Genomic DNA, 24976 nt, shown 5'->3' with positions numbered 1-24976 from the left:
CAGGTACTCCCCGGTATGCGATCCCTCGGCGCCGAGGCGGAGCGAAGCAAGTCGGGCTACCGGCGTTACGACGAGCGGCACCTGGCCGCGCTGGTGGCGTACACGGCTCTCGCTCCGGGGGTGGGGGCGCCGGGCGCGCGGGCGATCGTGGCGGCGGCCGGCGAGGGCCGGACCAGCGAGGCGCTGGAGCTTTTGGACGCGGCGCACGCGGCGCTGCATCAGGGCCGTGCGTCGCTGGTGGAGATCGAGCGGACGCTGGCGGCGGCCGTGGCCCAGGAGCCGGCGGCCGACGCGCCGGGCGGGCTGCGGGTGGGCGAGTTGGCGCGGCTGCTCGGCGTGCGCACGTCGGCGTTGCGCGTGTGGGAGGCGGCGGGGCTGCTCGAACCGGCGCGCGAATCAGGGACCGGATACCGCGTGTACGGCGCGCTGGACGTCCGCGACGCCCGCATCATCCAGACGCTGCGCGAGAGCTACTACCTGTTCGACCGCATCCGGCCGATCATCGAGGGTCTGCGCCGTACCGGTGGTTCGGAGGCGCTGGCGGAGGCGCTGGCCGACCGGCGGCTTTCGTTGAACGAGCGGTCGGCGGCTTTGTTGGCGGGGGCTGCGCGGTTGTGGGCGTACGTGGAACTGCTGCGGGCCTGTTGAATGGTCGGCATGACGGCGCCTTTCACCTTGGCAGTGGAGCCCGCGACGACGACGCCTGCTTTGCTGCTGCGTCCGTGGCAGGACTCGGATATCGCGGTGCTCGTCGCGGCCCATCGCGATGAGGTGATGCGTCGCTGGTTGACGAGTGCCGTCGCCGACGAGGACGCCGCCCGCGCGTGGCTCGCCGACCGCGACGCGGGTTGGGTGAAGGGCACCGCGCTGAGCTGGGCTGTCGCAGTCATGGAGGCTGTCGGGACCGAGGGTGCGGTCGTCGGCCATGTCGGGATCATGGCTGCCGACCCGCCGAAGTCGCTCGCGACCGGCGTCGGTTACTGGACGACGCCTGCGGCTCGGGGCAAGGGCATTGCGTCGCGGTGTGTCGAGACGGTGACGGATTGGCTGTTCGGCGGGCAGGACATCTTGCCGGCCGACGAGATCGAGCTGCTGCACACGGTCGGCAACGAAGGGTCGTGCCGCGTTGCGCAGAAGTGCGGGTACGTTCTGGACTCGGTGCTCGCGCCGATGCCGCCGCAGTTCCCTGACGCGGGGCACCGGCATGTGCGGAGGCGGCCGGCTTGACCGAGCGTGGGTCGTAGGCGCTTGCCCTAGCCGCGCAGCCCCGCGAGCGTGACTCCCACCAGCCGATCGACCGCCGCCTTCGACGGCAGGCTCCCGGCGCCGTTCAGCGCGTTCACGCAGTACACGGCGAGCTCGGCGGGCGGCACGTCGGAGCGGACCGCGCCGCGTTCGGCGGCGTCGGCGAGCAGTTGGCCGACGAAGTTTTCCAGGTGCTGGTGGGCTTGGTGCACCTGGACTGAGCTGTGCAGGGACGCGGCGACGTCGGCGCCGCCGTGGCCCTCGCGGTCGCGGCGGTTGCGGTGCGCGTAGGCGCGGAGCACCGCTTCGAGCCGGTCGTCGGCGTCCGCCTTCGCCGCCGCCGCCATCAGCTCGGCCATGTGCTGCACCACCTGGCGGTCGTGCCAGGCGGCGAGGATCGAGGCGACGTCCGGGAAGTACTTGTAGAGCGTGGCGCGGCCGATGCCGCTGGCCTGGGCGATGCCCGACATGGTGACGGCCGTCAGGCCGTGCTCGGCGACCAGGGCCGCGGTGGCGTCGAGGATGGCCTCGCGGACGGAGTCGCGGTGGTCGGCGAGGCTGTCGCTCCAGATCTTGGGCACGGCTCCATGTTATACAGCCTGTCCACGATCGAGACACTACGTCATTGACAGAGACAGTGTGTATTGAAAAACTGGAGCGGTGACAGAACATCGAACCCCGAAATGGGACCCCTACGGCTCGCCGCGCGCCCCCTGGGACGTCCGGCGGGTTCAGCGGCCGGGTGTTGGACGTGGGGTGCGGATACGGGGAGAACGCACTGTGTATAGCGGCGTCGGGGCTGCACGTGACCGGCTACGACCTGGACCGGGCGGCCCTGGACTGGGCCGAGGGGCAGGCCGCGAAACGCGGGCTCGGGAACCGGACCCGATTTCTTCACTTCGACGCCCGGAAGCTGATCGACCTCGGCGGCGGCACGACGTACGACACCGTCCTGGACTCGCTGGTGTTCCACGCCTACCAGAGCCCGGCGCGTCGGGCTCGGCACGTCGCGGGCCTGGGGACCGTGCTGGCGCCGGGCGGACGGCTGCATCTGTTGTGCTACAGCGACCAGCACGTCGGGCCGCCGGATCCGCCGCACACGGTTTCGCTCGCCGCCATCCGGGAGGCGTTCACCGACGGCTGGACCGTGGACGAGGTCCGCGAGACAACGAGCATCTCGAATCTGGCTCCTGACGGAGTCGCCTCTTGGCTCGTCACCTGCAGCCGTTCCACTAGTTCTACCCGTGATCGAGAGGAATCCTGACTATGCCCACGGTTGAAGCCCGCGTACCCACCGACCGCGCGTCCCGCTATCTCCAACAGTTGTGTTCGCACGCCGCACGCATGCACCACGGCGGCCCAAAGGCCGAGGCCACCTCCGACACCACCGGCCGGATAACGCGCGGGACCGCGGTGTGCGAGCTGACCGCCGGTCCGGCCGCGCTCGTGCTGCGCATCGCCGCGGACGACGAGGAGCAGCTCAAAGCCTTGCAGCAGGCCGTGACCCGGACGCTGGAGCGGGTCGGGCGGCGTGACGGGTTGACAGTGTTCTGGGGGTAGATCGGGGTAGGCCCTGCTGCCGATCGCAAGGGCGGCCATGCAGAATGGCTGACCATGGAGGCTTTTCGCGATCAATACGGCATCCCCCACGCCCGCGCGGCGTCCGTCGAGGCGGCGTTCCGGGCCCAGGGGCATCTGGCGGTCCTGGACCGGGGCCTGCAGATGGAGTACGTCCGGCGCAAAGCCTTGGGGACGTGGGCTGAGGTCGTCGGATCGCGGGCGCTTTCCGACGACACGTTCTCCCGGCGGGTCGGCCTCGCGGCGGCGGCCCGCCGTTCGTATGAGGTGTTGGCCGACGAGACCAAGGCGGTGTTCGTCGCGTACGCCGAGGGGGTGAACGCGGCGCTGCCCGGGAGTCTGGCCGGCTGCGACCTGCCGGAGGCGCCGGCGACGTGGGAGCCCTGGCACAGCGTCGCGGTGTATCTCGGCCGGCACGTCGGCATGGGGAGCATGGCGCACAAGCTGTTCCGGACCGCGTTGCTGCCGGTCGTGCCGGCCGACGTGGTGTGGCGGGTACGAGCCAACGCCAGGGACGAGCTGGTCGTGGTGCCGACCGGGGCGGTGCACCGGGTCGACGTCGAGGGGCCGCCGGAGGACCACGGCGAGAAGGTCCGCGAGTGGCTGAACGGTCTCGCCGAGGTGCAGACGGTCGCCGCGTCCGCGGACCCGGCAGCAGGGAGCAACAACTGGGTGGTGTCCGGGGCGCACACCGTTTCGGGGCGTCCGCTGCTGGCCGGGGATCCGCACCGGCCGTTCGAGACGCCGGGGCCGTACTGGCAGAACCACGTGTCCTGCGACGCTTTCGACGCGATCGGGCTGTCCTTTCCGGGCGTCCCCGGCTTCCCGCATTTCGGGCACAACGCGCAGGTGGCGTGGGGTATCACGCATGGGATGGCCGACGACCAGGACCTGTTCGTGGAGAACCTGGACCGGGTGTCCACGAGGACCGAGGTGATCCGGGTGCGGGACGCCGAGCCGGTCGAGATCACGGTGTACACCAGCGAGCGCGGCGGCGTGGTGGTGCAGGACGACGCGGCGAACACCGGGCTGGCGCTGCGCTGGACCGGGACCGCGGAGGCCGACCGGACGCTGGACTGCCTGCTGCCGATGCTGACGACCACATCGGTCGCCGAGCTCGACGAGGTGATGCGCGGCTGGGCGGTGCCGGTGGACCATCTGATGATGGCGGACGTGCACGGGGCGATCGGGTATCGGTTGCGGGGGCGCGTGCCGACCCGGGATGTGGCGAATTCGTGGGCCGCGGTGCCGGGGTGGGATGCGGAGTACGCGTGGACGGGCTGGGTGCCGTTCGATCGGATGCCGGCGGCGCGTGATCCTGAGGAGGGGTTGCTGGTTTCGGCGAACAACCGGCCCAGTGCGGACACCACGCCGTATGTGGCGCACGACTTCGCCGGGCCGGCGCGGGCTACGCGGATCCTGCAGCTGCTGCGCGAGGGCGTGGCGGCGGGCGGCGCTGACGGCGACGGCGGCACGCCGGGCGGGACCCTGGACCGGGCGGCGATGGAGCGGATCCACGGCGACGTGGCGTCGCTGACGGCGCGCGAGTTCGTGGCGTCGCTGGAGCACGTGAAGGCCGCCGAGGGCAGCCGCCGATCGCAGCTCCTTGAGATCCTGCGCGGCTGGGACGGCACGATGGGCCTGGGCTCCATCGCCGCGACGGTGTACACCGAGGCGCGCCGCGAACTGCTGTCGCTGGTCCCGCTCCCGGACGCGGCGAACTCGCACGCGCAGCTCCTGTCACCGCAACAACGCACCGGCACGCTCTGGCTGTCGTTCCAGTCACTGCTGGCCGGAGCGCGAGCCGGCGACGTGACGATGTTCGGCACCTGGTCCGACGCGGTCGGCCAGGCACTGGACCAGACGGCGGAGCGCCTGGAGCAGGAGATCGGCCCGGACCTGGAGGACTGGACCTGGGGCCGCCTGCACCAGTGCCGCTTCACCGCGCTACTGCCGGGAGTACCGGCGGTGGCCGGGCGCCCGGTGCCCGGCGACAACGAGACGGTGCGCGCCGCAGGCCTGCACGGGATAGAGACCACGGCCGCGAGCTCCGGCTCGGTCGCGCGGTACGCATTCGACCTGGGCGACTGGGAGAACAGCGGCTGGGTCGTGCCCGAGCAGACGGACGAGTGGTACGCGGCCCGGCTGGTGCCGATGCACTACGACTGGGAGGTGATCGAGCGAATCGGGACGCCGATCGCGCTCGGGGCCGCTGCGGATTTGGAGGAGGCGGCGCGGTAGGGAGAACTGGTGCGGCGACGGATCTGGCGGTGGTCGCGTGGGCGGCACGCCGGGCTGCGGCTCAGCACACAACTGGCGGCGCGACAGGTCTGGCATAGTCGCGCCGCCGTGGTGTGTGAAGGTGGTACCAGAGCTTCAGCGCGCGAGCCGATCCGGCGAGGGCGATGCGGCAGGCGCGGCGCCAGCCGACCTTCGAGCTACGGCCGTCGAGCAACCTGGCGAGAATCGCACGGCAGGCGCGGCGTCAAGGCGGGGCTCGGCGCGTGGCTGGTGCGCGGCGCCGGATTTGGTGAGCACGGTGCGGTGGGCGCATGGCTGGAGCTGCCTCTAGGTCACAGAACCCTCATATCTCTATCCTGGCCCTTTCGGCGACGCGACGAGGGGGCCAGGTGCGGGCTGATGCTGATCCGGATGCCGCCGATGTCGAACTTGGCGGGACGCGGCAGCGGTATCGCGACTTCCTCGCCGGTGCGTGGCTGCCGGGTTTGGGGCCGGGGGCGCAGCCGGAGCCGTTGCCGGCGCAGCGGATCCGGGTGACGTTCCGCGGGGCGGAGGCTGGTCGTGCCGCTCTGACGTGGGGGCAGCGTGACATCTGGGCCACGATGCGGCGGCAGCGCAACTGGTTGCCGCAGGGCGGGCGGCGGCCGCTGGCGCCTGGGACGCGGGTCGAGGATGTCGCGGCGGAGTTGGCGTATCTGCACAGCCGGTACCAGTCGATGCGTACGCGGCTTGTGTTCGGTGACCTGGCCGATGGTGCCGTTCGGCAGTGGGTGGCGGCGGCGGGTGAGACGTTCCTGGAGGTCTACGACACGCCGCCGAGTCAGGAGCCTGATGCTCTGGCCGCCAGGGTTGAGGCGGTGTATCGGCAGCGGCCCTACGACCTGCGTGCGGAGTGGCCGGTGCGGATGGCCGTCGTGCGGAGTGGCGGCGTGTGCACGCATCTGGTCGTCCTCATGCATCACCTGGCGCTCGACGCGGGTGGCGCGGCGGTGATGATGCGCGAGGTGGCCGGACGCGAGCAGACCGCGCCGACGGGGATGCAGCCGCTGGAGCAGGCGGCCTGGCAGGCGTCGGAGGCCGGACGTCGGCATGATGCCAGGACCCTGCGATACTTCGCCAAGGCCCTGGACCGGTTGGCGGACGGACTTCCGCCGGTGCTCAAACCCGGTCCCCGCCGGCCTCGTCACTGGGCCGGATGCCTCGTGTCCCCCGCGCTCGCCGGCGCGGTGGCGACAGTCGGGGCCCGGCGGACGGTGGATGACGCGGCGGTGCTCACCGCCGTGACCGCGATCGCGTTCGCGCGGGTGACCGGCGCCGATCGCGTGCTGATGCGGCCGAGGGTCGGGAACCGGTTCCGGCCGGCGCTGGCCGACGTCGTGTGCTTCGTGGCGCAGAGCGGGCTGCTGGTGCTGGAGCTGGGCGACACGACGTTCGACGAGGCCGTGGATCGGGCGCGGGGTGCGACGCTGGCCGCGCTGAAGAACGCCTACTTCGATCCCGACGCGCTGGAGGCGATGCTCGGCCGGTTCGCCGCCGAGTATGAGAACACGTACAACGGCGCGCCGGCCTTCGCGATGTTCTTCAACGACCGGCACGCCGCCGAGCCCGCCCTCGACCACGCCAGCACCGGCTCGTCGACGTTCGCGTGGCTGCACCGCGGGCCGGAGCCGGCCGAGACGTTGTCGGTCACGATCGACGATGCCGTCGGTGCGCTGGCTGTTTCAGTGCACGTCGACACGCATGTCATCGCACCGGAGACGGCTGAGGAACTGGTGTGGGGAATCGAGCGGGCCGCCGTTGAGGCCGCGGCGGACGGTGACTCACCGACCGGAATCCGGCGGACAACCCCGCCGGCGCCCCGACCCGATACAGCCGCCGACCCCGCCGCACCGCCCCGGCGTTCCCGGAATCGTCAGGCACCGTAAAGCTCCTATCAGGATTCTGCCAGCAAACCCCCGGGTAAGGATCGCAGCGTCCCTCTCCCCCCGACAGCGTGCCCCGGAGGTGCCGCATGTCTCGTCGGCTGTCCCCGCGCAAACGTACCGCCGTCCTCCTCGCCCTGCTGCTGGCCCTGGTCGGCGCCACCGCCGCGGCCGCCCGGCCGCGGCACGAGCTGAAGTTCGACGTCTCCTTCCCCGCCGCCACCCGGACCACGCCCGCCGACGGCCGGGCGTTCGTGATCGTGTCGACCACCGCGAGCTCCGAGCCCCGGGAGCAGATCAACATCGTCAACGGCGCGCCGTACTGGGGCCGCGACGTCGAGGGGCTCCGCCCCGGGCGCTCGGTGAGCCTGGACTCCGGCGCCGCGACCTACGGCTACCCGCTGGCCACGCTCAAGCAGCTGCCGCCGGGCCGCTACTACGTGCAGGCCTTCTTCACCGTCTACGACACCTTCCACCGCGGCGACGGCTCGACCGTCCAGCTGCACCTGCCCTGCGGCGACGGCCAGGACATCTTCAACTCGCCGCGCAACATGTACAGCACGCCGCAGTGGATCACCATCACCGGCGACGAGGACAAGCCGCTCAAGCTGTCGCTGGACCACGTCATCACGCCGTCCGACCCGATCCCGGCCGGCGGCACCTGCCAGCAGGGCAACCCCACCGACACCCAGCACGTGAAGCACATCAAGATCCTGAGTCCGGCGCTGACGAAGTTCTGGGGCACGCCGATCTACATCGGCGCCAACGTGCTGCTGCCGCAGGGGTACGACGACCCGAAGAACGCGAACGTGCGCTACCCGGTCGAGTACCACTTCGCACACTTCACCGAGAACGCACCGCACGGCTTCAAGGAGGACGGCAGCAACTCCTTCTCCCAGTTCTGGCTCAATCCGAACTCTCCGAAGTTCATCAGCATCGAGGTCCGCGAGGAGAACCCCTTCTACGACTCCTCCTACGTGGTCGACTCCCCCAACGTCGGCCCCTACGGCACCGCGACCACCCAGGAGCTGATCCCGGCCCTGGACGCGCGGTTCCGCACGATCGCCGCGCCCTGGGCCCGCGTCACCTCCGGCGGCTCGACAGGCGGCTGGGAAGCGCTGGCCTCGCTGGTGTTCAACCCGAACGTCTACGGCGGCACCTTCGCCGGCTACCCCGACCCGGTGGACTTCCACCGCCACCAGATCGTCGACATCTACGACGACGCCAACGCCTACAACACCCTGCGCCAGTTCGACTACCCGACCCAGCGCCCCGACGACCGCAACACCGCCGGCGACTCCATCTACGACATGGCGCAGGAGAACCTGTGGGAGCTAGCGATCGGCGACCACGACCGCAGCGGCGGCGCCTGGGCGATCTGGGAGGCGGTGTACGGCCCGCAGGGCAAGGACGGCTACCCGGCGCTGGTGTGGGACAAGCGCACCGGCGCGATCGACCACACCGTGGCCGCGCAGTGGAAGCCGAAGGACCTGGACGCGAAGCTGGCGGCCGAGTGGTCCACCCTGGGCCCGCAGCTCCAGGGCGAGATCCACATGTACGTCGGCGACATGGACACGTATTTCCTGAACGACGCGGTGGAGCTGCTGCAGAAGAACCTCGACGCGCAGACCTCGCCGCCGGCCGACGCGACGTTCACCTACGGCCGCGAGAAGCCGCACGGCTGGTCGCCGTACACGGACGCGCAGTGGTTCGGCGTGTACGCGGCCTATGTGGCGTCGAAGGCGCCGACCGGGACGGACGTCTCGGGGTGGCACGGGAGCGGGAGTGCGACCCCGAACACAGTCCGCGCGATGCTGCCGGCGTCGATGGACGGCGGCGTGATCGATCAGACCGATGTGAAGCTCGGACCCTCGCGGTGAGCAGCGAGGGCTGAGCATCGCGCGCAGCCGCTGGTCGTTACCCGAATCAGGTGACGTTGCCCGAATCAGGTGACGACCAGCGGCGAAGCACGCCTACCCGGCAGCCGACAGCCAGCGCTCCGTGTCCCGGTGCCGGCCGAGCCCCACCGCGTCGAACTCGTCGAAGAAGTCGCCCTTGGTAGCACCGAGCAGCCGCAAGGCTTGCGAGATCGGACTTCCCTCGGGTGCGAAGGGCTCGCCTTCAACGCTGCTCAACGGGCCGAACACCACATGCCCGCTCGCCCAGACCTGTGCACGTTGTGTCCCGGCCCCGCCCCAGTAGTCGGCCTCGACGTAGGCGACGGCGCCGAGCCTCGAACAATTGCTCAGCGCGCGGCTGAACCCGGCAGGCACCTCGGCGACATCGTCCGCGACGCCGTCCGAGTCCAAGAACGTGTCGAGGAACGCGTCGGTGATCGGGAGCAGCGTCAAGCCCTGGTCGAGCGGGGCCAGCAGCGCGGGCTCGACGCCGTCGGCCAGCGCGCGGAGCACGGGCTCGGCGGCGATGACGGCCTGGAGGCGATACATGTGCGTATTCTCGTCGATCCCGGGCAGCCGCCCGGCACCGTCCACGTGAACAGCAAACGGCGGCGACCGGGCCCTCACCCCGGTCGCCGCCTGTTCATCAGGACTCAGAGATACGCCTCACCACGCGACGGTCACGTTCCCCGTCCCTGACGACGGCACGGTGTACGTGTGGTTGGAGCCGCCTTCCCAGGTGACGGTCCCGTCCGAATGCTTGATGAAGAACTTGAACTGGATGTTCGCCCCGGCTGGCACACTGGCCAGGCTGAACCACGTCGGATAGTTCGGATCCAGCAGCGGACCGATCGCGACCGAGGTGTCGGTGCTCCAGTTCCCCAGCTCGTCCTGGTCGCCGGCCAGGTAGATCTCGTCGCCCGGCGAGGTCGAGGTACCGGTGACGGTGAACGTCACCGGGACCTGCGTCCCGGTCTCCACGTGGTACGAGATGGCGTTGCTCGCCGTCCCGCCGGACGACTTCAGCACCACCGGGGCCAGCCCCGGCGTGACCCCCGAGGGGATCGTGATGTCCGCCTCGCCGTCCGACCAGTAGTCCACGGTCGCCGGGACGCCGCCGACCGTGGCGGTGCCGGCGGACGACCCGAAGTTGACGCCGGTCACGGCCACCTTGTCACCGCTGTGGCCGATCGTCGGGCCGATGTTGCCGACCTGCGGCGTGGACTGCGCCGGCGCGACGTAGGACCACACCGCGGCCTGGCCCGGGTTCAGGGTGTACGGACCGACCGGGTTGTTGCCCCCGGTGCCGGCGTTGACCGTCAACGTCCCGCCGCCGAGGGAGCCGCCCAGGACGTCGTTGTAGCTGCCGGCGGGCAGCGCGGTGTTCAGGTTGGACAACGCGTAGCCGGTCGACGTGCTCTTGTTCACCGCGACCAGGACCGTGTCGTTGTAGAACTTGCGCTCGTAGACGTACACGTCGTTGTTGATCCAGCGCTGGGTCGAGCTGCCGTAGCGCAGGGCGGGGTTGCTCTTGCGCAGGGCCGCCAGCTTCTGGGTGATACCGAAGTTGCGGCTGTTCTCGGCGAACGAACTCACCATCGGCCGGTTGTAGGGGTCGCCTCCGACCTGACCGAAGGAGTTCGTGGTGTCGTTGTGCAGGTAGTTCTCGTCGCCGTAGTACACCGACGGGATGCCCGGCACGGTCATGTTCACCACAGTCGCCTGGTCCAGCAGCGTGGTGTTGTTATTGATGGACAGGAACCGGTTCTCGTCCTGGCTGTCGACGAAGTCCACCAGGTCGTTGGACCAGTTGAACGAGCTCTGCTGGCGGCTGAGCTCGGAGTCCAGCTCCGACATGTTCGCGTTGTTGGCGAACACGTCGCGCACCGCGGTGTTCAGGTCGAAGTTCTGCAGCGACTGACCGTCGGTGTTGGCGAACTTCACCTCGTTCGGCCACAGCGCCGCGCTGCTCGGATCGGCCCACTCGCCGTACATGAACACGCTGTGCGAGTTCTCGATGTGGTCGACGTAGCCCTTCAGCCAGCCGCCGGGCATGTGCTTGACGGCGTCCATGCGGATGCCGTCCACGCCGTGCCCGAGCCAGGTGTCGACGGCGCCCTGCACGTAGTTCGTGACGGCCGGGTTCTCCTGCGCCAGGTCGGCGAGGTTGAACAGGTTCTGGTACTCGACGTCGTACAGGTTGTTGTAGTCCGCGACGCCGCCGTTGTGGTGGAAGTAGCCGTTCGGGTCGTTGTCGTACGTCGACAGCGTGGTCCCGTTCTGCTTCAGCGCGCCGCCGGCGCCGTAGTTCGGGTTGCTGGTGTCCTCGGGGTTGGTGTGGTTGACGGCCCAGTCCATGATCACCTTGATGCCCTTGGCGTGCGCCGCGGCGACCATGGCGTCGAAGTCGGCCCACTGCCCGAAGTGCGGCTCAGGGGTGTAGAAGTCCATGCCCCAGTAGCCGTGGTACCCGGCGGTGGTGTTGCCGCTGCTGTCGGGGACCGGCACGTTGACGTTCTGCACCGGCGGCGAGATCCAGATGGCGCCGACGCCGAGGTCGGACAGGTACTGCATCTTGGCGGTGACGCCGGCGAAGTCGCCGCCCCAGTACTCCTGCCAGTTGTTGTGCGTGGGGTCGTTCAGGTTCGGCGCGGACGACGGGTTGTCGTTGCTGGTGTCGCCGTTGGAGAAGCGGTCGGTCAGCAACTGATAGATCACATCGGACGTCATATCGCCGGTGCTGACCGGCGTGGAGCTCAAGGCGGCGGTCGAGTTCGAGACGGCGGCGGACCGGATCGGGGCGGCCGAACTGGGGGCCGCGACGGCGGTCACCGCGGTGGCCGCAGCCAGGCTCACGGCCGTGCCGACAAACGTGAGTCTGCGGCGTCTGTGCATGGTGCCTCTCCTATCCCAATGGTGCGGATCAGCCCTTGACGGCGCCCGCCGTCAAGCCCTTGACGAGATACTTCTGGAGGTAGAGGTAGATCAGGACGACAGGAATGCCGGCGAGCAGCGACCCGGCGGCGAATTCGCCGTAGTCGGTGTTGTGGTTGCCGGAGACCAGGCCGTACAGGCCGACGGCCAGCGTCTTGTGCGTGGTGTCGGTGAGGAACACCCCGGCCAGCAGGATCTCGTTCAGGAAGGACACGAACGAGAACAGCCCCACGACCACCAGCATCGGGACGGCCAGCGGCAGGATGACGCGGAAGAACACCTGGTTCTCGCTCGCGCCGTCGATCCGCGCGGCCTCGTCCAGCTCCTTCGGGATGGTGTCGAGATATCCCTTGAGCAGCCAGGTGTTCACCCCCATCGCGCCGCCGAGGTACACCAGGATCAGGCCGAGCGAGGTGTTCAGTCCGAGCGCCGGAAGCACGCTGCCGATGCTGATGAACGTCAGGTACAGCGCGGTCAGCGAGATGAAGTTCGGGAACATCTGCACCAGCAGGATGCCGGTCAGGCCCGGCCTGCGGCCCCGGAAACTGAGCCGGGAGAACGCATACGCGCCGCCGACGCCGATCAGGACGTTGAGAACCGCCGAGACGCCGCAGATCACCAGAGTGTTGACATACCAGCGGACGTAGGGCGAGTTCGGGTCATGGAACAGCTTGGTGAAGTTGGAGAAGCTGGCGCCGCTCGGGATCAGCGAGGTCGAGGACAGCGTGCCGACCGGGTTCAGCGCGGCCGAAATCAGGAAGATGATCGGGACGAGCGCGAACACCAGGGCCGCCAGTCCTACCAGGTGGCGCCACCACATCCGGTCCTTCATCATCGCGCGTACACCTCCTCCAACTGCCGGGTCTGCCGGAATCCGGCGTAGGAGATCAGGCCGACCAGGACGAAGATCAGGAATGAGATCGCGGAGGCCAGGCCGTACTGCGCGCCCTGGCCGCCGAACGCCAGCCGGTAGGTGTAGCTGATCAGGATGTCCGTGTCACCGGCCGTGGAACTGCCGGAGGGGTACGGACCGCCGTCGGTCAGCAGCCGGATCACGTTGAAGTTGTTGAAGTTGTAGCTGAAAGAGGCGATCAGCAGCGGCATCGCGCCGATCAGTACCGTGGGCATGGTCACCGAGCGGAACACCCGGAACGGCGAGGCGCCGTCGACCTTCGCGACCTCCTTGAGTTCCTGCGGTACGGCCTGCAACAGGCCCGCGCAGACCAGGAACATGTAGGGGAAGCCGAGCCACAGGTTGGTCAGCAGCACCGAGCCGCGCGCGGCCCAGGGGCTGCCGAGCCAGTCGATGTGCGTGCCGAACAGCTTGTTCAGCAGGCCGAAGTCCTTGTTGTACATGCTCGACCAGACGAGCGTGGAGATGAACGCCGGCATCGCATAAGGAAGGAGAAGCAGGGAACTGTAAAGCCTTCGGCCGCGCATCCGTGGATGGTCCATGACCACCGCGAGCAGCAGTCCCAGGCCGAAGGTCGTCAGGACCGACAGGATCGCGAAGGCGATCGTCCAGACGAGGACGCGCAGGAAGGGTCCGCGAATGGCCGCGTCGGTGAGCACTGACGTGAAGTTCTTGAACCCGACGTTGATCTTCCAGCCGATCGGCAGTGTCTTGCCGGAGCCGTCGACCGCCTTGAAAGCACCGTTGGAGGCCTTGTAGACGGTGTTGGTCCGGGTGTCGGTCATGGTCTGCGTGGCGGCGTCGTACTTCATCGTGAACTGGCCGACGTACGCCTCGGACAGCCCGACGGACTTGATGAAGCCGCCGGAGGTCGGCACCTCGAACGCGGCCAGCCGCTGGCCCAGGCCGTTGACCTGGATGCCGGTCAGGATGTGCCAGCCCTGCGCGGTGATCACCTTGCCGGTGAACGGGTCCTTGGTCACCTGCGCGTCCGGCACCGGCGTGAGCCCGGTGGCGTCGCCGCGTTCGACCTTGCCGTTCGGATCGGTGAGGAAGAAGACGAACGGACCGGAGGTGTCGGCGGTCCTGGTCGCCACCGACAGCTCGTAACGCTGGGCGCCGGGCTGTTCCAGCACCGAGTCGGCCTCCAGCTGGGTCACGGCCTGGGACTGGGTCAGCCGGTGCCCGTCGCCGTAGTTGGTGAACGCGGTGCTGATCGTGTAGCCGATCGGGTAGACCTGGAACGCCAGCAACAAGATCGTGCCGGGCACCAGGAACCGCGCGGCGATCCGCTTCGGGCTCAAGTAGACGTAGGCGAGGATCGCCGTCACCGCGACGGAGATCGTCACGCCGGTCCACGAGTGCTTGTCGACCAGGGTCGGGATCGTGAGGACGGCGAACGCCGCGACGAGCCCGACGAAGACGACCCGCGGCCACGACAAGCGCGCCAGACGCTCAGCGGGCGAGGCGGTCATGGCCGCTCCCTCTTTCTCTCGGCTCCGCACGGTGCGACGGCCCGGGGGCAAATCGGGACGCCGCACCGCCGGAGGTTCGGGGGGGGTAGGACTGATCCGGACGAGGAGGTACCGGCCCGGTCAGCCCTTGGCGATGGCGGCCTTGATCTGCGTGGCCGCGTTCGTCATCGCCGTGTTCGGGTCGGCGCCGCCGACGATCGCCGCTTCGGCAATGCCAAGCGGGCCCCACACGGCGGACATCGCCGGGATCTGGGGGAGGACGACGCCGTGGGCGGCCGCGGCCTGGAAGGCCGCGATGTCCGGGTCGGTCTTGGACACGTCGTTGTAGGCCTCGGTCAGGGCCGGCGCGCGCGGGTCGACCTTGTACAGCGCCTCCTCGACGTCCTTCTTCGTCAGGTAGTTCAACGTGAACTCCTGCGCCAGGGCGGTGTTCTTGGCCTTGGCCGAGACGTAGAAGGCCTGCACGCCGACGAACGGGGCCGACGGGCCCATGCCGGCGAAGCCGGGGACCGGGCTGATCGCGTACTTCAGGCCGGCCTTGCGGACCTGCTCCAGCGCCCACGGGCCGGAGATCAGGTACGGGGTCTTGCCGGAGGTGAACAGCGACACGGCGTTGTTGGCGTCGATGGAGCGCTTGAAGACGTTCTGGCCCTTCTCGCCGTACTTGGCCAGCTGCGCGGCGAACGCCTTGGAGCCGGCGTTGTCGACGCCGACCTGCGCGGGGTCGTAGCTGCCGTCGGCCTTGGTGCCGAAGATGAAGCCGCCGGCCGAACCCAGCAGCGGCTGCGCCGTGTACGGGTCGCCCTGCTGGCCGATCTGCATCGCCAGCGCCTCGGAAGCCTTGCCGGCCTTCACGGCCGCCTGGCCGTCGGCCACCATCGCCTCGAAAGTCGCCGGGTTCGACGCGGCCTCGCCGGTGTTGGTGATCAGCGCGAGGTTCTCGGTCGCGTAGGGGACGCCGTAGACCTGGCCGTTGTAGGTGACGGCGTTCAGCGCGGTGGTCTCGAAGGCGCTCTTCTGCGACGCGGCCAGCGGCAGCGGCGAGATGGCGCCGTTCTGCACCAGGTTTCCGATCCAGTCGGTGGCGCCGACGACGATGTCCGGGCCCTTGCCCGCGGCGGTCGCGGTGACGTACGCGGACTGCAGGTCGGTGGCCACCGGCTGCACGCTCACCGAGATGCCGTTGGCGCTGGCGAAGCTCTGCGCGAACTGCTGGAGCACCGGCGCCCGCTGCGCGTCGGTCCAGATCACCAGGTCCGTGTTGGGGTCGCGGACCGGCGGGGCGCTGGAGGAGGACGAGGGCGCCGACGCGGCGGAGCTGGAACTCGTCGCCGACGGCGAGGAGGCCGAGCTCGTCGAGGACGACGAGCCCGCGGCGGCGGACTTCGAGGACGAGCTGGAGCAGCCGGTCAGGGAAAGAGCTGCCGCTACGACCGCGACAGCCGCGGTCGTCAAGGAGGGACGGTATCTCACCATGACCCCTTTGGTCAGTTGTTGAGGGAAGGAAGGGAAGGGAGGCACCTGCGCCCGACCTCCGCGCCACAGGTCAGAGCATTGACGGCGGTGGGGTCCGGCTGTGACTCGCTGTTAACACGGCAGACCCTAACCGGAAACTCGCGCCAGACAATCCGTTGCAGCTTCTTGCGTCGCCGTTGCAGCTACGCGCACTTCTGTTTCTACGTTTCTGCAAGAGGCCCCGTGGAGGCCCGCACGACCAACTCGGGGAAGAACAGCGACTCGGTCTTACGGATCGTCACCCCGCGGATCTGGTCGATCAGCGTCCGGGCTGCGGCGACGCCCATCGAGAGCACCGGCTGGCGCACCGTGGTCAGCGGCGGGTCGGTATAGCCCATGAGGACTGAATCGTCGTAACCGATCACGGAAACGTCCTCGGGGACGCGCTTGTGGTGTTGCTTCAGGGCCCGGATCGCGCCGAGCGCCATCATGTCCGAGCCGCAGACGATGGCTGTGACGTTGCGCTGCAACAGTCTGGAAGCTCCCGCGTAGCCGCCCTCGACACCGGGGAAGGAGATGTCGACCAGGTCCGGGTCGAAGCCTCCGGCGCCGAAGCCGGTCTCCATCGCGGTGCGGTAGCCGGCCAGCTGCCGGCGGGCCGGGACGTGCCGGTCGGAGGACAGCAGCAGCCCGATCCGGCGGTGCCCGAGCTCGGCCAGGTGCGCCACGGCCAGCTCCCCGGCGGCGCGGTCGTCGCAGGAGATGAACGGCGCCTCCAGGTTCGGGATGAAGCCGTTGACGAACACCAGCGGCAGCCGCTGCGCCACCAGGTCCCGGTAGCGGGAGTGGTCCTGGCCGGTGTCGGCGTGCATGCCGGAGACGAAGATGACGCCGGAGACGCCGCGGTCCAGCAGCATGCCGACGTACTCGTCCTCCCCCGCGCCCTCCGGCGTCTGGGAACACAGCACCGGCGTGAACCCCTGGCGGGACAGGTTGGTCTCGATGACCTGCGCGCACAGCGGATAGATCGGGCTCTCCAGCTCCGGCAGCAACAGGCCGACCAGGCCGGCGCTGCGGGGCCGCAGACGCGAGGGACGTTCGTAGCCGAGCACGTCCAGCGCGGTCAGCACCGCCTTGCGCAGCTGCGGGCTGACGCCGGGGCGTTCGTTGAGGACGCGGGAGACCGTCGCCTTGCTGACGCCGGCCTGCCGGGCTATGTCGTCGAGTCGAGAAGACATGCGCCGCACTATAGGTGTTGCGTTGCGAAACACGGAAGCAAAAGAGTGAAACACCACGGCAAACATCGGCAACCCCTTACGGATCACGACTCGTTTGCTTAGCGTCTGGCTCGTGAATCCCCCTGCTCTCGGTCCCTCAGCCCACCACGACGGTTCCCCTTTGTATGTCAGCGATCCCGCGCCCCGCGTCGGAGACAAAGCGGATGTATTCGTCCGCACTTCCAAGGCGCTGGCGGCGAAGCGGGTACACGTGCGGTCCACACCGGACGGCGAACCGGCCTACGTCGAGGCACAGGTGGATCGGGAAGAGGGCGAGGAGGTCTGGTGGCGTGCGAGCGTGCCAGTCGTCAACGCGGAGCTCGGATATCGCTTCCTGCTGGAGACGCCGGGGCGGAGGACCTGGCTCAACGGACTCGGGCTCAGCACGATCGACGTCACCGACAGCGCGGATTTCCGGCTTCCGACCTACGATCCGCCACCGACCTGGGCCGAAGGCGCGGTGCTGTATGAGATCTTCCCCGACCGGTTCGCGCGGTCGGCGGCGCATCCGGTCGGGGAGCTGCCGGATTGGGCCGTTCCGGCCGAATGGGACGATCCGGTCGCCTACGGCACGCCGGCCGGGACGAAGCAGGTCTACGGCGGCACGTTGTGGGGCGCCGCGGAAAAGCTCGACTACCTCCGCGGGCTCGGGATCGACGCGCTGTACCTGACGCCGTTCTTCCCCTCGCGGTCCAACCACCGGTACGACGCCTCGTCGTTCGACGTCGTCGACCCGCTGCTCGGCGGCGATGAAGCGCTCAAGGAACTGACCGCGCAGGCGCACCTACGCGGGATCCGGGTCATCGGCGACATCACGCTGAACCACACCGGGGACACGCATCCCTGGTTCCGACGCGGGCAGGCCGATCCGGCCAGCCCCGAAGCAGGGTTCTACTACTTCGGCGCGGATCGCAGCCAGTACGCGTCGTTCTTCGGCGTGCCGTCGCTGCCCAAGCTCGACCACCGGTCCGCGGAGATGCGGCGGCGGCTGTATGAGGGGCCTGACTCGGTGATCGCCCGCTACCCCACTGAGTTCGGGCTGGACGGCTGGCGCGTGGACGTGGCGCAGTCGGCGGGGCGGTACGGGGCGATCGATCTCAACGCGCGGATGGCGCGGGCGGTGCGCGAGACGTTGCTCAAGACGGCGCCGGATTCCCTCGTCCTGGCTGAGCACCAGTTCGACGCCTCCGCGACGCTGCGCGGCGACGGCTGGCACGGGACGATGGCGTACGCCGGGTTCACACGCCCGGTGCTGGGCTGGCTGGGCCAGGCCGACACGCCGGAGCTGTGGGGCGCGCCAGGCCGGCCGCCGGCCCTCGGCGGAGGCGAGATGGCCGCGGTGATGCGGGAGTTCGCGGCGCTGATCCCATGGCGCGCGGTCACGCACAACATGACGCTGCTGGATTCGCACGACATGCCGCGGTTCCGATCGTTGGTCGGCGGCGTGGAACGGCAGGCCCTGGGCGTGGCGCTGCTGATGACGCTGCCGGGGCTGCCGATGGTGTTCGCCGGCGACGAGGTCGGGGTGCACGGGGCCCTGCACAACGAGGACGGACGGCGGGCTTTCCCCTGGGATGAGAGCACGTGGGATCAGGGTACGTATGAGGTGTACCGCTCGCTGATCGCGCTGCGGCGTTCGCATCCGGCCCTGCGCTCCGGCGGGTTGCGCTGGCTGCACACCGCGGACGACGTCGTGCTGTTCGAACGGGCGCTGCCCGGGGAGAGGCTGGTGGTCCAGGTCAGCCGGGCGGCGCACCCGCCCCTGACCGCCCCGTTCGCCGCTTCACACCTGCTCGGCGGACCCGACCTGAGCCCCGGCGTTCAGCTGCCGTCCGACGGACCGGCGTTCCATGTCTGGCGTGTCGAGAGCGCCTGAGCCTTCTCCCGTTTCGAGCCTCGGAGTGAAATCGATGAGCAGTTGGTGGCGCGAAGCCGTCATTTACCAGGTCTACATACGCAGCTTCGCCGACGGGAACGGCGACGGGGTCGGTGACGTCGCCGGACTGCGCTCGCGGCTGCCGTACTTGGCGGCGCTCGGAGTGGACGCGTTGTGGCTGAACCCCTGGTACGCCTCGCCGCAGGTGGACGCCGGCTACGACGTGAGCGACTACCGGCGGCTGGATCCCCTGTTCGGCGACCTGGACGATGCCAAGGCACTGATTCAGGAGGCGCACGAGCACGGGCTGCGGCTGATCCTGGACATCGTGCCGAACCACACTTCGGATCAGCACGCGTGGTTCCAGCAGGCGTTGGCCTCGGCGCCGGGTTCCGAGGCGCGGGCGCGCTACCACTTCCGGCCGGGTCGCGGCGCGGACGGCTCGGAGCCACCGACGGACTGGCCGTCGATCTTCGGCGGCCCGGCGTGGACCCGGACCGTGAACGCGGACGGCAAACCCGGGGACTGGTACCTGCACCTGTTCGCGCCAGAACAGCCGGACCTGAACTGGACGAATCCGCAGGTCCGGCGGGAGTTCGAGGACATCCTGCGCTTCTGGCTGGATCTGGGGGTGGACGGCTTCCGGATCGACGTCGCGCACGGACTGACGAAGGACCCTGCGTTCCCCGACCTGGCCTCGCGCGAAGCCGGCGGGATGCTCGACGCCGCCACGGAGGACCACCCGTACTTCGACCGCGACGAGACCCTGGCGATCTACGAGGACTGGCGCCGGGTCGCGGACTCGTACGAGGGCGAGCGGGTGTTCGTCGCCGAGGCCTGGGTCGCGGACGCCTCGCGCGTGGCGCGGTACCTGACCCCCACGCGGCTGCACACGGCGTTCAACTTCGGCCTGCTGAGCTGCCCCTGGGACGCGACGGCGCTGCGGACGGAGATCGACGCGACGCTGGACGTGCTGGCGGCCGTCGGCGCCCCACCGACGTGGGTGTTGTCGAACCACGACGTGATCCGCCACGCCACGCGCTACGGCCGCGCGCACACGTCGCTGGCCAACGCACGTCGGCTGTACGGGACGCCGGTGGACCACGCCCTCGGCGAGCGCCGGGCGCGCGCGGCGGTGCAACTGATCAACGCGCTACCCGGCGGAACGTACGTGTACCAGGGCGAGGAACTGGGCCTACCGGAGGTGGAAGACCTACCGCCATCGGTGTGGCAGGACCCGAACCGCCGTTACAAGGACCACGACGGCCCGGTCCGCGACGGCTGCCGCGTGCCACTGCCCTGGTCGGGCGACGCGCCACCGTTCGGCTTCTCCCCTGAGGGGGCGACGGCTCCGCCATGGCTGCCGCAGCCCGCGGAGTGGAAGGAACGCACCGCAGCGACGCAGGAGCAGGACGCTGACTCGACGCTGTCGCACTACCGCACGCTGCTGCGGATCCGCCGCGAGTGGCTAGGGCGCGGGCTCGGGGACGGAGCAGCGCTGGAGTGGCTGCCGCAGGCGGCGGAGGACGTGCTCGCGTTCCGCCGCGGAGAGGTGCTCTGCTACGCGAACCTGTCAGCGGCGGCGGTGCAGCTGCCGGCGGGATACCGGGTGCTGATCGCTTCGGAGCCGGTGGCGGGGGCGGCGCTGCCGGTGGATGCGGCGGCTTGGCTGGTAGCCGAGTAGGCGCCAGGGACTCGGTGCGCTGCACGGGCGCGGTCGGGCTGCCAGCCCGACCCGCCACGCGGTTCGTCGTGTCCGACCGGACCATGCGGGGTGTTGGTTCTGGGTCCCTCGCCGCGTCGGCGGGCGAAGCCAACCTGGCCGGTTTGGCGGTGTCCAGCCGGACCGAGCCGGACCACAGCAGGTGTGATGCGGCTTGACGCCGCCGAACCGGGCTGGTTCCGTAAGGCGACGACGTGGCGAGGGACCCAGAACCCGGCGACCACAAGCAACACCGCCACCGAACAACGCAACGCAGGCAACAGCGTGAAGGAAGCCGACCAGTTGCGGGCCGCCGCCAAGCAGCCGGACGCGCGGGTCGCCCCCTCGCTGTAGAGCGCCCGCCGGAGGCCTCAAGGCGCCCACCACGCCCAACGATTGCCGCCTACGACATGCGCAGTGACTCGGACCGGCGCGTGGTCTTGCACGCGCAAACCGCCAGCCGCCAGCGCAGCCCGGTGTGCGGGTCGGGCGTGGCGGCATTTTGTTAGGGAATTATCGCCCCTTATACACAGGTATAGCACGCGCCACCGACACCGCCGGTCGCCAGCGCACTGCCGCAGACACCCGAACCCACCACGCGGCCTGCTCACAAACACCGCCAGCCGCCGACGCACCGCCGCAGACACCTGAACCACCGCGTGGTCGTGCCAGCGAAAACCGGCGGCCGCCAGCGCAACGTGCTCCGCTCAACCGAACTGCGTCCCCCTGCGAGGCCATCAAGCCCTGCGCGAAGCCGTAAAAATCGCCTGTAAAACCACAGACCCCCCGCCGCCCGCCAACCACCGTCACCCGCACATCCACCCCTACACACCATTGACGCCCACCACCCTTCTCAGGATGCTGACCTCGTGGAACCCTTCAAACCACGAGGCTGGCTGTGGGACCGCCCAATGCCCCGCTTCCTGGCCTACGGCGCACTCTGGATCGCCTTCTGGGGCGCAGCCGGAGCGGCGCTGGACGCGCTGCAAAAGCAGCACCGGCCACTGCTCGTGGCCGGTGCGTTGTCGGTCGCGTGGTTCAGCGCCGCCTTCCTCGTCTATGACGCGGTGCGCTACCTACTATGGCGCCGTCGCGGAGACTGACTTCGGCTACTGAGCGTCGCCGTTGCCGCTGCCGTCCCAGCCCCAGCCCTCATGCCCCCGCACAAACAGCAGCCCCTTCGGACTCTGCAGCTTCACATCCGTCGCCACCGCAGTCGCGACGCCAGTCTTCTCATCGACCAGCTTCAACCCAGGCGTGTTCGCCAGATCCCCCGACCCCGGAGCAGGCTGCGCCGCAAACAGCTCACCGCGCCCATACCCCTCCTCGGTGTCCAGCGTATAAATGCTGCCGCCCTTCTGATCAACGATAAACAGCCGCCCCTCGCCCCCCGCCGGCGTGACATCGTCCAGCTGCGGCGTCGCCGACGCCGGCCCGGTCGCGTTCGTCAGATCCAGCTCGTGCAGCGTCGGGTGCTTGGCGTCCAAGTCCGTGGCGAAGATCAGCTTGCTGTCCGCCTGCGCGTCCTGGATCAGCGTGCCGCCGTCGGGCCCGGGGACCCACTTGTTGGAGTCCGGGTCGGTCAGACCCATCGACACGGTCTTCGCGGCCCCGGGGGCCGGATTCACCACCGTGGCCTTGTCGTTCACGCCGAACAGCGGGGTCAGGGCCGCCGTCGTGCCGGTCAGCTTGATCGTGTAGACCGCCGGGGCGTTGTTCGGGGCGGGGAGCGAGACGTCGGGGTTGGAGTGCGCGACGTAGATGGTGCCGTCGCGGCCGATCGCGACCGAGTCCGTGCCGCCGTTGGCGCCGTCCGAGCCGGTCTGCGCCGGGTTCGGGAAGTAGGTGTAGTGCTTGAGGCCGCCGGTGCCCTCGCCGGGGGTGATCGTGTAGAGCGTGGAGTTCAGGTCCTCGTTCACGGTGGCGATCACGCGGTGGTGCCGCGGGTCGCCGGTGAGGCCGTCGACGCGGCCGGCGATCGTCCAGTGCCCCTCGACGCAGCCGGTGTGCAGGTCGTAGGCGACGACGTCGCTCTTGCTGCCGGCCGGGTCGCCGGTCGGGCCGGCGTTGTTCTGGTACGTGACGAAGACCAGGTCGCCCAGGCGGGTGATGTCGTCCGGGTTGGTCATGCCGGCCGGGGCCTTCGCGAACAGCTTCAGGTGCGCGACGGAGGCGTGCGCGGCGGACGCCTCCGAGGTCGCGGCCTGCGCCGAGACCGCGGGGACCAGGGCGGAGGCGACACCGGTCAGAGCCAGGACGCTGAGTCGCGCGCGGCGCGTGGCGGAAGAGGTCATGTGGGGACTCCCGGAAGGTTCACAGCAGGACGGCGGTGGCCCTGCTACACCACGTAGCAGGCCACCGCCAGCCTGGGCTCCGGGACCGCCGATGATCAAGATCGATGTCCGGTTCGGGCCCGAAGTTCAGCCACTGTTCGCACGCCGTCGCACCGCCGGATTCTTACATCCGCCCAACCTCCGCGAACCACGTCACAGCAGGTCAGACGGCCGGGTGCGGGTCCGCCCGCTCCCGCTCCACGGTCGCGGCCCAACTGGCCAGCAGCGCCATCTTCTCCTGCGACGGCGACCCGGGCTCGGCGCTGTAGACGCTCATCGCCAGACCGGTGCCGTCGGTCAGCTCCAGCGACTCGTACGCCAGCCGCAGCTCCCCGACCACCGGGTGATGGAACACCTTCACCCCGGTGTTGTGGAACCGCACGTTGTGCGCGGCCCACCGGGTCCGGAAGAACTCGCTGCGCGTCGACAGCTCCCCGATCAGATCTGTCAGAGCCTTGTCATACGGGTTGCGCCCGGCCTCCGACCGCAGGGCCGCGACCATGTCGTTGGCCGTCCGCTCCCAGTCGCCGTAGAACTCCTCGGCCCGCGGATCCAGGAACACGAACCTCGCGAAGCTCACCGGCAACTGGCGCCCCTCGTACACCGGCGCCAACAACGCACGACCCATCCGGTTGACCGCCAGCGACTCGAAGCGGCCGTTGCGCACGTGCGCGGGGATGCCCTCCATCCCGTCCAGGATGCGCTGCACGATCGGGCGCACCTGCTGCTTGGCCGAGCGGCGCACCGGGGAACCGCCGGCACTGGCGGCGCGCGCCAGGTCGAACAGGTGGGCCCGCTCGGCGTCGTCCAGCTGGAGGGCGCGCGCCAGGTTGTCCAGCACGCTCTCCGAGACGCCGCGCGCGTTGCCGCGCTCCAGCCGGGTGTAGTACTCCACGCTGACCCCGGCCAGCAGCGCCACCTCCTCGCGCCGCAGGCCCGGGACCCGCCGGTGGCTGCCGCCGTACGCGGGCAGGCCGGCCTGGTCGGGGGTGATCCGCGCGCGCCGGGAGGTGAGGAAGTCACGGAACTCGTCTCGGCCGTCCATGATCTCCAGGCTAGGGCCGAAGGGAGCGGACAGACAGGTCCTGCTGGTACCTGTCTCGCCGGGAACTGCTCCCAGCCCGGGTCAGAGTGCCCCGTGGGTCAGAGGGGGCCCGGTGGGTCACGGCGAACAGAGGGCCGACGGCGGCGATCAGGCCGCCGGGCCGTACTACCCGGTCGTCGGCTGAGGCCGGGCCGCGTAACGCGGGGCCAACGGGATTTCAGCAGTAAGGAGGCTGATTCGTCAGCGCGGTGGCGACGCGCATCCATACCCCGAGCTGGCGGAAGAGGTCCGGCGGCGTGCCGACCGCCTGCACCGTGCGCGGGTCCACCGCGGTCACTCCGGGGATGCCGAGCAGCGTCTCGGCCACCGTCGAGGACTGCCAGCGCACGACCAGGGTCGACGTGGCGTCGCTGGGCGTTCCGGTTCCGGTTCCGATTCCGGCCCCGTCGCGCTTGTCGATGAGGGCCCTGGCGACGCTCTCCTCGATGGCGATGTGGGCTTCGTTCTGCGGGCGCAGTTCGGCGGCGAAGCGGCTGCGGACGTACTTCACCGGGGTGGTGGCGACGGTGGCGTCCCAGTCGGTGGCCTCGGCGCAGGCGGCGTCGTCGCCGGCGAGGGCGACGAGCGGGACGCCGAGGGCCGCGGCGGCGGCGTGGACCAGGCCGATCTCGCCGGTGGCGCGCTCGTCGAGCCACATGTCCTCGATCTCGTGGCCCATGAAGCTGTGGCTCAGGACGCCGTGCGCGCCGGCGCGGGCGTGGTAGCCGACGCAGACCAGGGCGTCGTGGGCGCCGGTGAGGCCTTCGATCATGCCCATGGTCTTGGGCTTGCCGCGGATCAGGCGGGCGGCCGGATGCAGGGTGTCGACCATCAGGTTGCGCATGGGGCCGTGGGCGTCGTTCACCACGATCTCGGTCGCGCCACCTCGGACGGCGCCGCGGACGGCGGCGTTGACGTCCTCGGTCATCGCCAGCCGCCCGCGCTCGTAGTCACGGCCGCCGGGCTGGACGTCTTCGGCGTCGACGAGCCCGGTGATCCCCTCCATGTCCGCGCTGATGTAGATCCGCATAGGGACCGTTCTA

Annotated in this window: 22 protein-coding genes; 12 read left to right on the top strand and 10 right to left on the bottom strand. The window is 69.7% G+C overall.

The features are described 5' to 3' along the window. Positions 1-15 precede the first annotated feature (15 nt). Complete coding sequence (locus ABH935_RS31135; protein ID WP_370381510.1) at positions 16-648, top strand: MerR family transcriptional regulator; 633 nt, start codon at positions 16-18, stop codon at positions 646-648. Between the two features lie 9 nt (positions 649-657). Beyond that, positions 658-1227, top strand: a complete 570-nt coding sequence (locus ABH935_RS31130; RefSeq protein WP_370381509.1) for a GNAT family N-acetyltransferase — start codon at positions 658-660, stop codon at positions 1225-1227. A gap of 26 nt (positions 1228-1253) precedes the next feature. Here the strand turns inward: ABH935_RS31130 and ABH935_RS31125 are convergent, their stop codons facing one another. Next, positions 1254-1826, bottom strand: a complete 573-nt coding sequence (locus ABH935_RS31125; RefSeq protein WP_370381508.1) for a TetR/AcrR family transcriptional regulator — start codon at positions 1824-1826, stop codon at positions 1254-1256. A 161-nt stretch (positions 1827-1987) separates the two neighbouring features. Here ABH935_RS31125 and ABH935_RS31120 point away from each other — a divergent pair, with 161 nt between their 5' ends. The 5 genes from ABH935_RS31120 (at position 1988) to ABH935_RS31100 (ending at position 8866) form a co-directional block, all read left to right on the top strand. Next, complete coding sequence (locus tag ABH935_RS31120; RefSeq protein ID WP_370381507.1) at positions 1988-2509, top strand: cyclopropane-fatty-acyl-phospholipid synthase family protein; 522 nt, start codon at positions 1988-1990, stop codon at positions 2507-2509. Positions 2510-2511: 2 nt separating this feature from the next. After that, positions 2512-2805: a DUF2218 domain-containing protein gene (locus tag ABH935_RS31115; protein ID WP_370381506.1), complete on the top strand. Its 294-nt coding sequence runs from the start codon at positions 2512-2514 to the stop codon at positions 2803-2805. 54 nt (positions 2806-2859) lie between these two features. Then, the gene (locus tag ABH935_RS31110; RefSeq protein WP_370381505.1) at positions 2860-5064 is read left to right on the top strand and encodes a penicillin acylase family protein; all 2205 of its coding nucleotides are present in this window, start codon (positions 2860-2862) and stop codon (positions 5062-5064) included. A gap of 389 nt (positions 5065-5453) precedes the next feature. Next, positions 5454-6989, top strand: coding sequence for a condensation domain-containing protein (locus ABH935_RS31105; RefSeq protein WP_370381504.1), 1536 nt, complete (start codon positions 5454-5456; stop codon positions 6987-6989). 86 nt (positions 6990-7075) lie between these two features. Further along, entirely contained in the window at positions 7076-8866 is a 1791-nt protein-coding gene (locus ABH935_RS31100; RefSeq protein ID WP_370381503.1) for an alpha/beta hydrolase-fold protein, read from the top strand. A gap of 93 nt (positions 8867-8959) precedes the next feature. Here the strand turns inward: ABH935_RS31100 and ABH935_RS31095 are convergent, their stop codons facing one another. From ABH935_RS31095 to ABH935_RS31075, 5 genes are all read right to left on the bottom strand, one after another. Next, complete coding sequence (locus tag ABH935_RS31095) at positions 8960-9433, bottom strand: hypothetical protein (protein ID WP_370381502.1); 474 nt, start codon at positions 9431-9433, stop codon at positions 8960-8962. 117 nt (positions 9434-9550) lie between these two features. After that, entirely contained in the window at positions 9551-11779 is a 2229-nt protein-coding gene (locus ABH935_RS31090) for an alpha-amylase family glycosyl hydrolase (RefSeq protein ID WP_370381501.1), read from the bottom strand. A 28-nt stretch (positions 11780-11807) separates the two neighbouring features. Next, positions 11808-12653 carry a sugar ABC transporter permease gene (locus tag ABH935_RS31085; RefSeq protein ID WP_370381500.1) on the bottom strand — a complete coding sequence of 282 codons (846 nt, stop codon included), beginning with the start codon at positions 12651-12653 and terminating at the stop codon, positions 11808-11810. Beyond that, positions 12650-14206 carry an ABC transporter permease subunit gene (locus tag ABH935_RS31080; RefSeq protein ID WP_370381499.1) on the bottom strand — a complete coding sequence of 519 codons (1557 nt, stop codon included), beginning with the start codon at positions 14204-14206 and terminating at the stop codon, positions 12650-12652. The genes ABH935_RS31085 and ABH935_RS31080 overlap by 4 nt, the downstream gene beginning before the upstream one ends. A gap of 120 nt (positions 14207-14326) precedes the next feature. Beyond that, positions 14327-15457 carry an extracellular solute-binding protein gene (locus ABH935_RS31075; RefSeq protein WP_370381498.1) on the bottom strand — a complete coding sequence of 377 codons (1131 nt, stop codon included), beginning with the start codon at positions 15455-15457 and terminating at the stop codon, positions 14327-14329. A 7-nt stretch (positions 15458-15464) separates the two neighbouring features. On the opposite strand from ABH935_RS31075, the gene ABH935_RS31070 reads away from it, so the two are divergent. Further along, the gene (locus ABH935_RS31070; protein ID WP_228563867.1) at positions 15465-15704 is read left to right on the top strand and encodes a hypothetical protein; all 240 of its coding nucleotides are present in this window, start codon (positions 15465-15467) and stop codon (positions 15702-15704) included. A 178-nt stretch (positions 15705-15882) separates the two neighbouring features. Here ABH935_RS31070 and ABH935_RS31065 read toward each other — a convergent pair whose 3' ends face one another. Next, on the bottom strand, positions 15883-16899 hold the full coding sequence (locus ABH935_RS31065; RefSeq protein WP_370381497.1) for a LacI family DNA-binding transcriptional regulator: 1017 nt from the start codon (positions 16897-16899) through the stop codon (positions 15883-15885). Between the two features lie 250 nt (positions 16900-17149). Here ABH935_RS31065 and ABH935_RS31060 point away from each other — a divergent pair, with 250 nt between their 5' ends. From ABH935_RS31060 to ABH935_RS31045, 4 genes are all read left to right on the top strand, one after another. Beyond that, a complete protein-coding gene (locus ABH935_RS31060) occupies positions 17150-18814 on the top strand; it encodes a glycoside hydrolase family 13 protein (RefSeq protein ID WP_370381496.1) in 1665 nt (554 codons plus the stop codon). A gap of 34 nt (positions 18815-18848) precedes the next feature. Then, on the top strand, positions 18849-20498 hold the full coding sequence (locus tag ABH935_RS31055) for a glycoside hydrolase family 13 protein (protein WP_370381495.1): 1650 nt from the start codon (positions 18849-18851) through the stop codon (positions 20496-20498). Positions 20499-20684: 186 nt separating this feature from the next. Beyond that, entirely contained in the window at positions 20685-20870 is a 186-nt protein-coding gene (locus tag ABH935_RS31050; protein ID WP_370381494.1) for a hypothetical protein, read from the top strand. Between the two features lie 557 nt (positions 20871-21427). Then, complete coding sequence (locus tag ABH935_RS31045) at positions 21428-21619, top strand: hypothetical protein (RefSeq protein ID WP_370381493.1); 192 nt, start codon at positions 21428-21430, stop codon at positions 21617-21619. A gap of 6 nt (positions 21620-21625) precedes the next feature. Here the strand turns inward: ABH935_RS31045 and ABH935_RS31040 are convergent, their stop codons facing one another. The 3 genes from ABH935_RS31040 to ABH935_RS31030 all read right to left on the bottom strand — a co-directional run bounded on the left by ABH935_RS31040 (position 21626) and on the right by ABH935_RS31030 (position 24963). Continuing rightward, the gene (locus ABH935_RS31040; protein ID WP_370381492.1) at positions 21626-22810 is read right to left on the bottom strand and encodes a hypothetical protein; all 1185 of its coding nucleotides are present in this window, start codon (positions 22808-22810) and stop codon (positions 21626-21628) included. A 202-nt stretch (positions 22811-23012) separates the two neighbouring features. Beyond that, complete coding sequence (locus tag ABH935_RS31035; RefSeq protein WP_370381491.1) at positions 23013-23894, bottom strand: helix-turn-helix transcriptional regulator; 882 nt, start codon at positions 23892-23894, stop codon at positions 23013-23015. Positions 23895-24111: 217 nt separating this feature from the next. Next, on the bottom strand, positions 24112-24963 hold the full coding sequence (locus ABH935_RS31030; protein WP_370381490.1) for a M55 family metallopeptidase: 852 nt from the start codon (positions 24961-24963) through the stop codon (positions 24112-24114). Positions 24964-24976 lie beyond the last annotated feature (13 nt).

This window comes from Catenulispora sp. GAS73 (assembly GCF_041262085.1).
GTDB lineage: Bacteria > Actinomycetota > Actinomycetes > Streptomycetales > Catenulisporaceae > Catenulispora.
This window is presented reverse-complemented; position numbering and strand designations above follow the sequence as displayed.

Excerpts from the sequence above, each read along its gene's own strand:
- ABH935_RS31085 (WP_370381500.1), bottom strand. The coding sequence starts at position 12,653 with ATGATGAAGGACCGGATGTGGTGGCGCCACCTGGTAGGACTGGCGGCC.
- ABH935_RS31035 (WP_370381491.1), bottom strand. The coding sequence starts at position 23,894 with ATGGACGGCCGAGACGAGTTCCGTGACTTCCTCACCTCCCGGCGCGCG.
- ABH935_RS31115 (WP_370381506.1), top strand. The coding sequence starts at position 2,512 with ATGCCCACGGTTGAAGCCCGCGTACCCACCGACCGCGCGTCCCGCTAT.
- ABH935_RS31050 (WP_370381494.1), top strand. The coding sequence starts at position 20,685 with ATGCGGCTTGACGCCGCCGAACCGGGCTGGTTCCGTAAGGCGACGACG.
- ABH935_RS31045 (WP_370381493.1), top strand. The coding sequence starts at position 21,428 with ATGCCCCGCTTCCTGGCCTACGGCGCACTCTGGATCGCCTTCTGGGGC.
- ABH935_RS31055 (WP_370381495.1), top strand. The coding sequence starts at position 18,849 with ATGAGCAGTTGGTGGCGCGAAGCCGTCATTTACCAGGTCTACATACGC.
- ABH935_RS31040 (WP_370381492.1), bottom strand. The coding sequence starts at position 22,810 with ATGACCTCTTCCGCCACGCGCCGCGCGCGACTCAGCGTCCTGGCTCTG.
- ABH935_RS31030 (WP_370381490.1), bottom strand. The coding sequence starts at position 24,963 with ATGCGGATCTACATCAGCGCGGACATGGAGGGGATCACCGGGCTCGTC.
- ABH935_RS31080 (WP_370381499.1), bottom strand. The coding sequence starts at position 14,206 with ATGACCGCCTCGCCCGCTGAGCGTCTGGCGCGCTTGTCGTGGCCGCGG.
- ABH935_RS31100 (WP_370381503.1), top strand. The coding sequence starts at position 7,076 with ATGTCTCGTCGGCTGTCCCCGCGCAAACGTACCGCCGTCCTCCTCGCC.
- ABH935_RS31090 (WP_370381501.1), bottom strand. The coding sequence starts at position 11,779 with ATGCACAGACGCCGCAGACTCACGTTTGTCGGCACGGCCGTGAGCCTG.
- ABH935_RS31065 (WP_370381497.1), bottom strand. The coding sequence starts at position 16,899 with ATGTCTTCTCGACTCGACGACATAGCCCGGCAGGCCGGCGTCAGCAAG.
- ABH935_RS31095 (WP_370381502.1), bottom strand. The coding sequence starts at position 9,433 with ATGTATCGCCTCCAGGCCGTCATCGCCGCCGAGCCCGTGCTCCGCGCG.
- ABH935_RS31110 (WP_370381505.1), top strand. The coding sequence starts at position 2,860 with ATGGAGGCTTTTCGCGATCAATACGGCATCCCCCACGCCCGCGCGGCG.
- ABH935_RS31130 (WP_370381509.1), top strand. The coding sequence starts at position 658 with ATGACGGCGCCTTTCACCTTGGCAGTGGAGCCCGCGACGACGACGCCT.
- ABH935_RS31135 (WP_370381510.1), top strand. The coding sequence starts at position 16 with ATGCGATCCCTCGGCGCCGAGGCGGAGCGAAGCAAGTCGGGCTACCGG.